General features: G+C 52.1%; 12 protein-coding genes and 3 pseudogenes. 13 read left to right on the forward strand and 2 right to left on the reverse strand.

What is annotated here, in order from left to right:
• On the reverse strand, positions 1–1176 hold the full coding sequence (locus H2515_RS04775) for a tyrosine-type recombinase/integrase (protein ID WP_198661017.1): 1176 nt from the start codon (positions 1174–1176) through the stop codon (positions 1–3).
• A gap of 323 nt (positions 1177–1499) precedes the next feature.
• Between H2515_RS04775 and H2515_RS16015 the strand changes: the two genes are divergently transcribed.
• Complete coding sequence (locus H2515_RS16015) at positions 1500–1730, forward strand: hypothetical protein (protein WP_232821552.1); 231 nt, start codon at positions 1500–1502, stop codon at positions 1728–1730.
• A gap of 86 nt (positions 1731–1816) precedes the next feature.
• Positions 1817–2587 carry a site-specific integrase gene (locus tag H2515_RS04780; RefSeq protein WP_232821553.1) on the forward strand — a complete coding sequence of 257 codons (771 nt, stop codon included), beginning with the start codon at positions 1817–1819 and terminating at the stop codon, positions 2585–2587.
• Positions 2588–3267: 680 nt separating this feature from the next.
• Here H2515_RS04780 and H2515_RS04790 read toward each other — a convergent pair.
• On the reverse strand, positions 3268–3978 hold the full coding sequence (locus tag H2515_RS04790) for an autoinducer binding domain-containing protein (RefSeq protein ID WP_198661018.1): 711 nt from the start codon (positions 3976–3978) through the stop codon (positions 3268–3270).
• Between the two features lie 466 nt (positions 3979–4444).
• On the opposite strand from H2515_RS04790, the gene H2515_RS04795 reads away from it, so the two are divergent.
• The 11 genes and pseudogenes from H2515_RS04795 to H2515_RS04860 all read left to right on the forward strand — a co-directional run bounded on the left by H2515_RS04795 (position 4445) and on the right by H2515_RS04860 (position 11887).
• Entirely contained in the window at positions 4445–4993 is a 549-nt protein-coding gene (locus tag H2515_RS04795; RefSeq protein WP_198661019.1) for a DUF2867 domain-containing protein, read from the forward strand.
• Between the two features lie 99 nt (positions 4994–5092).
• Positions 5093–5332: a Cif family virulence factor gene (locus tag H2515_RS04800; protein ID WP_232821554.1), complete on the forward strand. Its 240-nt coding sequence runs from the start codon at positions 5093–5095 to the stop codon at positions 5330–5332.
• A gap of 565 nt (positions 5333–5897) precedes the next feature.
• A complete protein-coding gene (locus H2515_RS04805) occupies positions 5898–6314 on the forward strand; it encodes an SRPBCC family protein (RefSeq protein ID WP_198661020.1) in 417 nt (138 codons plus the stop codon).
• A 63-nt stretch (positions 6315–6377) separates the two neighbouring features.
• On the forward strand, positions 6378–7061 hold the full coding sequence (locus H2515_RS04810; protein ID WP_198661021.1) for a class I SAM-dependent methyltransferase: 684 nt from the start codon (positions 6378–6380) through the stop codon (positions 7059–7061).
• A gap of 86 nt (positions 7062–7147) precedes the next feature.
• On the forward strand, positions 7148–7474 hold the full coding sequence (locus H2515_RS04815; RefSeq protein ID WP_198661022.1) for a cupin domain-containing protein: 327 nt from the start codon (positions 7148–7150) through the stop codon (positions 7472–7474).
• 93 nt (positions 7475–7567) lie between these two features.
• Complete coding sequence (locus tag H2515_RS04820) at positions 7568–8257, forward strand: NAD(P)H-dependent oxidoreductase (RefSeq protein WP_198661023.1); 690 nt, start codon at positions 7568–7570, stop codon at positions 8255–8257.
• Positions 8258–8283: 26 nt separating this feature from the next.
• Positions 8284–9322 (forward strand): annotated as a pseudogene (locus tag H2515_RS16470) (IS5 family transposase).
• A 245-nt stretch (positions 9323–9567) separates the two neighbouring features.
• Positions 9568–9726: pseudogene (locus H2515_RS16475) on the forward strand (tautomerase family protein); the annotation flags it as partial.
• A gap of 103 nt (positions 9727–9829) precedes the next feature.
• A pseudogene (locus H2515_RS04845) lies at positions 9830–10868 on the forward strand (IS5 family transposase).
• Between the two features lie 274 nt (positions 10869–11142).
• Positions 11143–11556: a DUF4260 domain-containing protein gene (locus tag H2515_RS04855; RefSeq protein ID WP_198661028.1), complete on the forward strand. Its 414-nt coding sequence runs from the start codon at positions 11143–11145 to the stop codon at positions 11554–11556.
• Between the two features lie 61 nt (positions 11557–11617).
• Positions 11618–11887, forward strand: a complete 270-nt coding sequence (locus H2515_RS04860; RefSeq protein ID WP_198661029.1) for a YybH family protein — start codon at positions 11618–11620, stop codon at positions 11885–11887.
• The last annotated feature ends 43 nt before the right edge of the window (positions 11888–11930 follow it).

Consider the following 11930-nt stretch of genomic DNA (forward strand, 5'->3'; position numbering starts at 1 on the left):
TCAGAGTACCAACGTTTCCAACTTCGCGGCCCAGGCGTCCAATGCCGCCTTTTTCTCTGGGTCGTATGAATGGCGGTCATAAACAGCCGTAACGCCGCCTTCCACATGATTCAAAACTTTCGATACCACCAGCCGATTATGGCCCAGCATGGTCATGTGGCTGGCTGCAGTACGCCGCAGATCATGAGGGTGCACGTCATCCAGCCCTATCTGCTCCAGGTTCTTCCGTAAGGCATGCGACAGCGCCGTAGGACTCATGGGCTTGTCCCCCCGTGGTGAAGGAAACACCACCGCGCCGCCGTCAACCTGCTTCGCCTGCTCCAAAATCGACAACGCCAGCGCGGACAACGGCACCCGATGTGCGTTGCCGTTCTTGGCGATAGACGCCGGTATGGTCCAGACGCCATTTACTTGTTCCCAGCGCATCGCGCATACCTCGCCAAGGCGCTGACCAGTCACCAGCATAAACCGGAGCGCCTGCCTGGTGACGGCTTCCATACGCGCCGTTTCCAGCCCAGACCAGAACGCCACAATCTCATCCTCAGTCATTACTCGGTCTCGGCTTCGCTCCCGGCTTGGCGCAGAGATGCCCGCTGCCGGATTTATTTCGATTTCGCCACGGTCAACAGCCCAGTTCATCATTTTCCGCACCACCGCTAATGTGCGATTTGCCGCAATAGGTGCGCCCCTGGCTGCGACGCCATCAAGTAGACGCGCAATATCGCGTCTAGTCACGTCCTTGGCCTTGAGGGTGCCCAATGCGGGAACTACGTCATGCAGGAGAATACGCTGATCCTCTGCCCAGCTTCGCTTTCTTGCTTTGGCGTAGATCTCGACATAATCAGCCGCCAGCCCCTCGACCGTCAGCGCCTGGCGGTTTATCGCTTTTTCGCCCTGCCTGGTACTTGCAGGATCATCACCCTTTTCTATCTCGGTGACGGCCTGAGCCGCTGCCACCCGCGCACCGGCCAAGGTTACCCCTGGATAATCGCCCAGAGTGAGACGCCGCAGACGGCCAGCAAACCGATACAGAAACGCCCAAGACTTGCCGCCTTTGGCTCCGACTCGTAAATACAGCGCTCCGCGTCCGTTATAGCCTGCGTCTTGGATCTCCACGCGGGCACCTGTGGGTTTCAGGTTTTTAACCGTTGTGTCTGTGAACGTCAGTTTTTGCATGGCACCAGTTCCTATCAATCAGCGCGTCCGGGGTAACTTCGGGGTAACTTTCTTGGGTACGCTGCTATGATATTCTTTGATACGCTACGACACAATGACTTTACACAATAGACTGATTATAAAGTGTAAAGTATGCTGTTTTGAGTCCCCGTGATACTTGGAAAGACGGTACATTGTCCGATTTGTAATCAGTGGGTCATCGGTTCGATTCCGGTCGCCAGCACCAAATAAAACAGGCACTTAGCAGAATATGCTCAGTGCCTGTTTATTTTTTGCTGCAAATATGCTGCACTATGGATTCGAGAGTGCAGCGGAGGTGCAGCATGGCAAGTATCAATGCTAGAAAGGATTGCGACGGTATTGTGATTGGCTGGCAGGCCCAAGTGCGAAGAAAGGGCTTCCCTGCACAGTCAAAAACTTTTGAAAAAAAAGGCAGGCTCAAGCATGGGCCAGACAGGTCGAATCCGAAATGGAACGCGGTGTATTTTCTCCTCGGGGTGAGGCAGAACGCACGACCGTCGGAGAGTGCTTGGGGCGATACCTTCGGGAAGTGACCCCACTGAAGAAAGAGGGGCGTGGTCAATCGGGAGAACGATGATTTATCTCCCAGTGGCTCAAGCGCCCCTTATCGAAGCGTACGATGGCCAGCGTGCGCAGCGTCGATATTGGGAACGTGATCCTGGATATGCAGGCGGAAGGAAAGGGGGCAAATACTGTTCGTCTGCATCTCGCTGTTTTGTCCAATTTATTTACCGTGGCTAAATCCAACTGGGGAATGGAATCACTCGAAAACCCGGTTGCGATCGTGCGCAAGCCAAAACTGCCCCCTGGTCGGGAGCGCCGTCTCCGGTCAGGTGAAGCGGGTACTCTGTTGGGTGCTACGAGTTTGGAATTTGCGTGTTTAATAGTTTTTGCATTAGAAACAGCAATGCGGCTGAATGAAATCGCTGCGCTCACTTGGGAAAATGTCAATTTAGACGTTCGGACGGCATTTCTGCCTAAAACAAAAATATCGGAAGCGCGAACGGTGTCATTGTCACCCGCAGCCATTGAAGCATTGACGATGAGGCGGGCTGGAAAGACTGAGGGATCCATTTTTGATCTCAGTTGTGACGGCATCGACAGTGCATGGGATCGAGCCAGAGATGCTGCGGGTATGGAGGCAGGGTGGGATGAAGAGTCTTTGCACTTTCATGACCTGCGACATGAGGCGACGAGCCGATTTTTTGAGCGCACAGATCTCGACATCATGGAAATAAAAGGGATCACCGGGCATAGAACGCTGCAGATGCTTGCTCGTTATACCCATTTGCGCGTCGGTAATCTCGCTGCCAGGCTTGCTGGAGAGCGAAGAGGGGCTGGTTACCTGTTAGGGAGCAAGAGCCAAGGCGTCTCCGTCTATGATCAGTGAAGAAATAGACTAAGAAATTGGCACAACTGGCTGACATCCGTCAGTTAGTCACGTGACGGCGATATCATCGGTAAAACGGCTCAAATGTCTTTCAGCCAGTGGGGCTGCTGGTGGATCTTCCAGATACCGGCAATCCGTCATGCCGACCACGCTCAATGGTCGGCAGTCGCTACGCACCGGCGTAAGTCGACCCCGCCCTGATTTTGATCCGATCTCCACTGCTCGTTTATTGCGTCGGCCATTCATAAAAACGGGCCGCGTTAGCCCCATGAGCGAGGTTAGTAAGGTGTTCCATCTTTGTGATTGAACTGCCAATTGCCGTTGACCCGAATGGCCTGAAGATCATCGTCAGGGTACGAGGCTGAGTCACCCGCTGTACGGTCACCGATCTCCAAGTAAACGACGTCGAATGAGCATGCCGTAACGATGAAAGTGCTTCCGGCGCAAGGCTCGTGAGATTGACGCCGAAGTTGGTGAGATAAAACAAATCTCCGAGGGGCTTCTCTCTGCCGATGATGCGAGATGCAAACGGCGGGGATAGATAGAACACTTTGTGCGCAGAGGCTTTCAGAAGCCTTCGTCAGAACTCTTTACCATCGGCTCGTGGCTCATGTATTTCCGCACTTCGCGCCGCAGACGCTAGGGATGATGGCATTTGGCAGGCCTGAGTCCTGTTTGCGCTAAAGTAGCCCCAGTACTGCTGCCCGCAATGTGGCCTCGGTTTTGTTGGCGGCATTCAGTTTTGCCATAGCATTCCGGAGATGGAAGTTGACGGTGCGCTCGGAAATTCGTAGCACATCGGCGACCTGTTGCGCAGTCTTGCCGTCGCCAGTCCAGCGCAGGATGTCGGCTTCGCGCGGGGATAGTTTTGCATTGAGCTCGGGGCACAGGCGGGGTGTCACCAAACCACGAAAGGCCCAATGCACGGCTTCCGTTAGTTGTAAAACACGCGCAGATATGGCCTGCCATTCAATCTCTGTAATCGCTTCGCCGGAGCGGACAAGGCTCAGCATGCCGCTGACACCACCCGTGTCACGGCAAACACTGGCCAGTCCCTCCCGGAGACCGAAGGAGCGTGCTTCCTCCCAGAAGACGCGTTCTGATGAAAAGGTTTCTTCTGACCAGACAAACGCCGATGTGGATTTCATGGCCTGGCGAACGGTGGGGTCAATGGCCAGATAGTTACGCGCTGTATATTGTTCCGCCCAAGCTACCGGATAGTTGCATAGCAGGGCCACAGGGGGATTGCTCAGAGGGATCGGCATGCGGAGTCCATAGGCACAATAATCAAATCCCAGTTGATGCGCCAAAGAAGTCATGGTTTCCAGGACTTGCGGTTCGCTCTCGGCAAACGGGAACGATTGGAGAACACCCTCTTTCCATAATCTCACACTGTTTCCCTCCGTCAATAACTTTACGCCATCTCAAGATGACTTCGTGGGCAGTCGCGCATTAACCCCCTTGAGCCCAGGCATCCCTGTCAAAACTAACAGCTAGACCGAACCACCTGGAAGCATAGTACCATTGGTGGAGTCTACCCATCATCAGGCCATGCCTTTGGAGATACGCATGAAAGTGACCGATCGACAAAGCCTCAATGAGGATTACCGCTCCGAGCAGCTTTGTCGGATTCCTTGCCACGCGGCTGCTTGACAGTACCCTTATATGTACGTCAGGTGGTTTCAGTATATTTATGTTGTTTTGCGAGCCGTACATGGTTTTATTCATTGCACAGTTAACTTAGCCCTACTTCGGTTCATAACCTATGTCTTGTCAAACATCGTTCTTTGGGTCATGGTCGGAAACTCGCCATATTGGTGTTCTAAAAATGTACCCCAACTCAAATATTAGGCCGCAATGAAAACACGCGCCATACTCTCTGATGTGCCACCCGGAAGCGTAATAAACGCACGATTGCCTGGTGCATATTTTAATGATTGCTACACCATTTTTGTTCCCGGTGCTACCAATACACGTACCGCTCTGAGCTATTTTCTCACTGCTTTGGCGGACACCCCCCCTTGGGTTAATTCGCTCATGGCGTTGCGGAACAAGATGGTTCGGTTTGCCGGCTTGAAAGATCTTGGCGGTCTTGGCGAGTTGGATCTATCAAAGCCTGCGCCAGCCTATGCGCCTGGAGATCGAGTAGGTATTTTCACACTCATTTCCAACACACCCAATGAGGCGCTGCTGGGAGATCACGACAAGCATCTGGATGTTGTGCTCTCCATCTACAAACATCCTCCTGGCCAAGGCGGCATTCAGTCCGTTTCGGTGACGACGGTTGTTCACATTCACAACTTGCTGGGGCGAATGTATATGCTTCCCGTCACACCACTGCATAGACTCATTGCCCCCGCAGTGCTTACGCGTGTCATAATAGACGGGGAAAAGGTGACTCCGTGAAAGCGTGCCTGTACAGCGCTCAAATGGATCGATAACATAACACTCGGCCACATAGATGTGCTACTGAATTCAGCCGTCAGAGGTAAGGAGAGAACCGCAATGATCGACAAGGAGTTTGCTGAACATTTTGCGAGCGATTGGATCGGCTCATGGAATAATCATGACCTTGATCGCATTCTTTCTCACTATTCAGAACAGTTTGAGATGTTCTCCCCGCCATCATTCAAATTGCAGGTGAGCCATCCGGCACTCTCAAGGGCAAGAACGCGGTTGGCGCGTACTGGGCGAAGGCACTGCAACTCATTCCTGATCTTCAGTTTGAACTGCTTTCAATTTTGATCGGCGTTAACAGCATTACTCTCTACTACAAGGGTGCGCGAAGTCGCCTGACTGCTGAGGTGTTTCATTTTGGCCTCGACCACCAGGTATTATGTGCACATGCGTACTATGCTGTATAACGTATTTTTATCTGATTTTCTAGTGTAAACTTGGACCCTGTCGGTGTATATGGTGCGATTCGTATTTGGCCTAAAGCATGTTAGGCTGCAGCATGAAAAGTTCTCTATTCGCAGAATCCTCTGTCGGTATTTAATGATAATAAGATGTGTCGTGATGAGTAAGTATCTATTGCAGGTTGGCGACAAGAGATTTGACAGACTCAAATTCATCAATGACGTATTTGGTGAACACAGTAGGAATTATTCATCTGCGGCTGCAGAGAAATGAAATATAATCTGCGAAGTTGCCAGGCTTGAAAGTTGCTGGGATAATATATGTGATGATTATTGAGCAAAAGCAATATAGCGGGACGGAGCTGGAACAATTGGCCTGGCTTCCCGCGGGCTTCGCCAGACGACAGCCAGTCGGTTACGTCAGACGTTAGTTTTATCAAAGAGGGAGTGCCATGCAATTTGAAGAGCAAGTCGTAATCGCAGCCCCTGTTGAAAAGGTCTTTTCCCTGTACGCAGACGTAAAAGGCTGGTCTTCCTGGGACCCTGACGTAAAAGCGTCCTCCATTGCGGGTGAATTTGTTTCCGGAGCTGTTGGTACGCTTCAACCATCAAGCGGTCCGAAGACTAAAATTGCTTTTACTGAGGTTGTTACCAATCGTTTGTTCACGGTTGAAAGCAAGCTGCCTTTGTGTGTCATGCGCTTTGAACATGAGCTATCGAGTCATTCGGGCGAAACCAAAGCTGTGCATCGTATAGCCTTCGAGGGGCTGCTTTCGCCGTTATTTGGTCTGCTTATCGGCTCGCAAATAAAAAAGGGCTTGCCTCATACGCTCCAAGGACTGAAATGTGCCGCTGAATACCAAAGTTGACATAGCAGTCAAGCGGGATGTGCCAAAAGCGGGGCATCCCTTACACTAGGCAGGCAGGAACCTATGGGATTTACGCTGGATAAAGTTGTACCGTGGGGACGTTCGTATGACGAATACGTCAGTATGTTCGGCCTCTCTGAGGATGATTTAACGCTTCGCATTCTTGGTTGTGGAGATGGCCCTGCCGCATTCAATTCTTTGTTAACAGAATATGGTGGCAGTGTCGTCTCAGTAGACCCTATCTATGCTTTTGACGCAGCGCAAATCAGAACCCGCGTCGCCGAAGCATACGACATCGTGATGACCCAGGCGCGCAAGAATCAGGGAAACTACGTTTGGGAAACCATTCCATCGGTTGAACAACTGGGGAGTATTCGCATGTCCGCGATGGAAAATTTCCTCGCCGACTTCGATACAGGAAAACAGGAAGGACGATATATCGCAGGCGAGTTGCCGTCATTGCCTTTCGAGAACGGGCAATACGACATCGCCTTATCGTCTCACTTCCTGTTCTTGTACAGCGCCCACTTGTCCGCAGAGTTCCATCTTCACGCTCTCCAGGAAATGTTACGTGTATCCCGCGAAGTGAGAGTGTTCCCTCTGATTACGCTTGACGGAACTCCATCACCCTACCTCCATTTGGTGATCGGACACTTTGAGAAAAACGGTTTCGAGGTAGAAATTAAGCGCGTACCCTACGAGTTTCAGCGAGGCGGCAATGAAATGCTGGTCATCAAGCCTGTCTAACATTGCGGTCGAGAGCCAAGAGGGACGCGCAAAAAACGACGCGCCGCTGACGTCAAGTGTTATATTGCATAAATCGAAGGAGTGCGATGGTGATTAACCTTGAAGGAGTAGTTTCAGAAAACTGGCAAAATATTCCCGCAAAGGAACTCTTCCCAGGTATTCGTCAACGCATCCTTTGGCGTGGGCCGAACGGCGCCAAGGCCCAAATTCTTGAAATCGACCCTGGTGCCAAGTTCACAAAGCTCGATACGCACTTTCCAGGCCCTGAAGAAGTATTCGTGGTATCTGGCGTGTTTAACGACGGTGTCCACGATTATCCGACAGGTACTTTCATTCACAATCCGGCTGGCTCAGCGCACGTTCCTCAGTCAAAGCAAGGGTGCGTAATCTTCGTGCTTTTCCCCGATGGTTGAATCCATGCAACATATAACCCTGCGCTCGACCGAACCTGCGCGAAAAACCTCGCAGTCTGTCAGCTCCAGGTTAGGCCACAAGGAGAGAGATTGATGAAAATATTTATCGTTTATTGGCATCCAGAACCGCAGAGTTTTAATGGTTCGATGTTCCGCACAGCTTGTAAGGTGCTGGTCGATGCCGGCCATGAGGTGAGGACTTCCGATTTGCATGAAATGCGCTTCGACCCTGTTTCCAGTCGAAAGAACTTTACTACGGTCAAAGACCAAGATTACTTCAAGCAACAAATCGAAGAAATGCACGCCACTGAAACAAAGGGGTTTTCGGCAGGGCTTGAAGCTGAGATGGAGAAGCTTGAGTGGTGCGACCTGATGGTTTGGCAATTTCCGCTATGGTGGTTTGGGTTGCCAGCGGTTTTAAAGGGCTGGGTTGACCGAGTTTTTGCTATGGGCCGCATCTACGGCTACGGCCATATTTACGAGACCGGCGTTTTTCGCGGCAAGCAGGCGTTGCTAAGCCTGACGACAGGCGGACAGGAAGAAGCCTACCGTCATGGCGGGTTCAACGGGGATATTTCTGGAGTTCTGCGCCCGATACAGCGGGGTATGTTGGAGTTTGTCGGCTTTGGTGTATTGGCGCCACAGATTGTGTACGCACCTGTCCGTATGACGGATGATGAACGCGCACAACATCTGGCAGCCTACACTGAGCGCCTACTGCACATTACCCAAGAGTCACCTTTTGGGCGGTTCGAAAAACTCCCCACTTCCAGTAAAATATAGGGAGCCGATTGGAAGGGAGAGCAACCATGGCAGGACTGGTAGGGCAAACAGGATTTTTCCCCGGAGACCGCCGGTTGCGGGAACTGGATTTGCTGGGCGACGGCCTGCCGCTGCTCAACCGGCTCATTCCCTGGGAGCGCTTCCGCCCAATTCTGGAGAGTGTGCCGAAGGCCAAACCCAAAGGGCCGGGAGGGAGGAAGCCCTACGACCGGATGCTGCTCTTCAAGATGATGGTGTTACAGCAACTGCACAATCTCAGCGACGAACAAACCGAATACCAGGTTCGGGATCGCCTCAGTTTTCAGCGTTTCCTGGGGCTTGGGTTGGAGGAAGCCGTACCCGATAACACGACCTTATGGCTATTCCGTGAATCACTGGCCCAGGCCAAACTGACGGAGCGACTGTTCACGGCCTTCCATGCTTTTCTGCGGGAAGCCGGCTACGCCGCACGGGCCGGGCAAATCATCGACGCGAGTTTTGTGACGGTTCCACGGCAACGGATGCACCGGAAGGAGCGGAACAGGTCAATCAGGGCGAAACGCCCCAGACGTGGCAGGATCAGCCCGCCAAGCGCCGCCAGAAAGACACCGATGCCCGCTGGACCAAAAAGAATGGCCGCAGTTTCTTCGGATACAAGAACCATATCAACGTGGACAAGCGCCACAAGCTGATTCATCAGTACATGGTCACGGATGCCGCTGTGCATGACAGTCAGTGCCTGGAAGCGCTTCTGGACCCGGAGAATCAGGGCGTACAGGTTTTTGCGGACAGCGCCTATCGTTCAACGGAAGCGGAGCAAATGCTATGTCAAAAAGGTTACCGCAGCCGAATCCACGAGAAGGCGCAACGCAACCGCCCTTGACCAAGGCCCAGGAGTTGGCCAACACGCGCCGGTCACACCACCGCGCACGGGTTGAGCATGCCTTTGGCGCCATGGTACAGCAGGGTGGTAAGTTTCTGCGCACCATTGGTATGGCTCGCGCTGAAGTCAAAATCGGCATGATGAATCTGGTCTATAACATGCGGCGATTTACCTGCTTAATGCAGCAATCGGTGGCCAGGTAGGGATCAATCCGTCCAAAGCCCACGAAAAAGGCTAAAAATACTGGAAATACGCAGATAAAGTAGGGATAGTGCGTAAAAATCGCCTGAAAGTGGCGAGGAAAGGGGGATATTCCATTCTCAAGTCGTGAAATTTTTGTTATTCGAAGTGCCCTTTTGATGTTGGTACTTATTGAAGGACATTGCCGTACCAAATCACAACGCAGCTAAGATACAGGTCATCATCGATGGATTAAGACAGAGCCGACAACATGCCCTACGTAAACATCCAAATCATCAAGGACGCCACACGAGAACAGAAGGCTCAGCTAGTTAAGGATATAACCGATTCGCTGGTGCGCGTACTTGGTAAGAAACCGGAGCACACGCATATCGTTATTCAGGAGATAAATGAGGAAGACTGGGGATTTTCAGGCCTGCTGACGGACGTATGGGAACAGCAGAAGGGCGGTTCGAAAAACTCCCCACTTCCAGTAAAATATAGGGAGCCGATTGGAAGGGAGAGCAACCATGGCAGGACTGGTAGGGCAAACAGGATTTTTCCCCGGAGACCGCCGGTTGCGGGAACTGGATTTGCTGGGCGACGGCCTGCCGCTGCTCAACCGGCTCATTCCCTGGGAGCGCTTCCGCCCAATTCTGGAGAGTGTGCCGAAGGCCAAACCCAAAGGGCCGGGAGGGAGGAAGCCCTACGACCGGATGCTGCTCTTCAAGATGATGGTGTTACAGCAACTGCACAATCTCAGCGACGAACAAACCGAATACCAGGTTCGGGATCGCCTCAGTTTTCAGCGTTTCCTGGGGCTTGGGTTGGAGGAAGCCGTACCCGATAACACGACCTTATGGCTATTCCGTGAATCACTGGCCCAGGCCAAACTGACGGAGCGACTGTTCACGGCCTTCCATGCTTTTCTGCGGGAAGCCGGCTACGCCGCACGGGCCGGGCAAATCATCGACGCGAGTTTTGTGACGGTTCCACGGCAACGGATGCACCGGAAGGAGCGGAACAGGTCAATCAGGGCGAAACGCCCCAGACGTGGCAGGATCAGCCCGCCAAGCGCCGCCAGAAAGACACCGATGCCCGCTGGACCAAAAGAATGGCCGCAGTTTCTTCGGATACAAGAACCATATCAACGTGGACAAGCGCCACAAGCTGATTCATCAGTACATGGTCACGGATGCCGCTGTGCATGACAGTCAGTGCCTGGAAGCGCTTCTGGACCCGGAGAATCAGGGCGTACAGGTTTTTGCGGACAGCGCCTATCGTTCAACGGAAGCGGAGCAAATGCTATGTCAAAAAGGTTACCGCAGCCGAATCCACGAGAAGGCGCAACGCAACCGCCCCTTGACCAAGGCCCAGGAGTTGGCCAACACGCGCCGGTCACACCACCGCGCACGGGTTGAGCATGCCTTTGGCGCCATGGTACAGCAGGGTGGTAAGTTTCTGCGCACCATTGGTATGGCTCGCGCTGAAGTCAAAATCGGCATGATGAATCTGGTCTATAACATGCGGCGATTTACCTGCTTAATGCAGCAATCGGTGGCCAGGTAGGGATCAATCCGTCCAAAGCCCACGAAAAAGGCTAAAAATACTGGAAATACGCAGATAAAGTAGGGATAATGCGTAAAAATCGCCTGAAAGTGGCGAGGAAAGGGGGATATTCCATTCTCAAGTCGTGAAATTTTTGTTATTCGAAGTGCCCAGAAGTAGTAGCCTAGCTTTTTTCGGACAACTGCAGCCTAAAACCCTGCACCGAAGCATGACGGCGCAAAAGGGCACAGTTCATTAGCTCCACGGTATACATTTTTCAGCGAGGATTTGGCTCATGGGTTTCATATTCCAAAAACCAATAGTTCTGTTAAGGCTCGAAGGTCTTGCTGTCTTTCTCTTGGCGCTCGTCATTTATTGGCAGCAGTCTTTCGGATGGACATTGTTTTGGTCAACAGTATTACTCCCAGACCTCGCCCTCCTCGGGTATCTCGTTAATGCCGCAGTTGGCGCAACGGCGTACAATGTCACGCATTCAGAGTTGTTACCTGGCGCATTGGCTGTTTTTGCCATCGTTACGGGTAATGAGTTGTTCTCGGCCTTGGCTCTTATCTGGTTTGTTCACATCGGCGTAGATAGGATGCTGGGTTATGGCCTAAAGTACCCAGAGGGATTCAAGGTAACCCATCTCGGCACCATTGGGACGATGGGTGGCGAATCACGCGGCAGCTATTTGCCTTGTGGAAAATAAAACATCCTGACTCGAACAATTGGTCTGACCCTAATGTCGATAAAGAGGATTTCATCGCAAAATGACGAAACATCCAATCGAACTGGTTATCGAAAAAGCTGACACCGCAATCGTCCAAGAGGATTTCGACACTTTAATTGACATCTACTCGGCTGATGCGGTTCTGGTAGTAAAGCCCGGGATGAATGCCATAGGAAAGGTCCAGATTAGAAAAGCATTTGAAGCAATAGCGACACACTTCAATCACACTCTGCATGTCGAGCAAGCTGGAATGAAGATATTGGAAGCAGGTGACACTGCTTTGGTCATAGCGGCGTTGGGGCTGCTGTAGATCAAGGGGCATTCTTCTACCCAGGCATCAAACAGGCCGCTGA

It is taken from the genome of Acidithiobacillus ferrivorans, assembly GCF_016250455.1.
Taxonomy (GTDB): Bacteria; Pseudomonadota; Gammaproteobacteria; order Acidithiobacillales; family Acidithiobacillaceae; genus Acidithiobacillus; species Acidithiobacillus ferrivorans.

Excerpts from the sequence above, each read along its gene's own strand:
- H2515_RS04815 (WP_198661022.1), top strand. The coding sequence starts at position 7,148 with ATGGTGATTAACCTTGAAGGAGTAGTTTCAGAAAACTGGCAAAATATT.
- H2515_RS04855 (WP_198661028.1), top strand. The coding sequence starts at position 11,143 with ATGGGTTTCATATTCCAAAAACCAATAGTTCTGTTAAGGCTCGAAGGT.
- H2515_RS04800 (WP_232821554.1), top strand. The coding sequence starts at position 5,093 with ATGATCGACAAGGAGTTTGCTGAACATTTTGCGAGCGATTGGATCGGC.
- H2515_RS04805 (WP_198661020.1), top strand. The coding sequence starts at position 5,898 with ATGCAATTTGAAGAGCAAGTCGTAATCGCAGCCCCTGTTGAAAAGGTC.
- H2515_RS04775 (WP_198661017.1), bottom strand. The coding sequence starts at position 1,176 with ATGCAAAAACTGACGTTCACAGACACAACGGTTAAAAACCTGAAACCC.
- H2515_RS16015 (WP_232821552.1), top strand. The coding sequence starts at position 1,500 with ATGGCAAGTATCAATGCTAGAAAGGATTGCGACGGTATTGTGATTGGC.
- H2515_RS04810 (WP_198661021.1), top strand. The coding sequence starts at position 6,378 with ATGGGATTTACGCTGGATAAAGTTGTACCGTGGGGACGTTCGTATGAC.
- H2515_RS04820 (WP_198661023.1), top strand. The coding sequence starts at position 7,568 with ATGAAAATATTTATCGTTTATTGGCATCCAGAACCGCAGAGTTTTAAT.
- H2515_RS04780 (WP_232821553.1), top strand. The coding sequence starts at position 1,817 with ATGGCCAGCGTGCGCAGCGTCGATATTGGGAACGTGATCCTGGATATG.
- H2515_RS04795 (WP_198661019.1), top strand. The coding sequence starts at position 4,445 with ATGAAAACACGCGCCATACTCTCTGATGTGCCACCCGGAAGCGTAATA.
- H2515_RS04860 (WP_198661029.1), top strand. The coding sequence starts at position 11,618 with ATGACGAAACATCCAATCGAACTGGTTATCGAAAAAGCTGACACCGCA.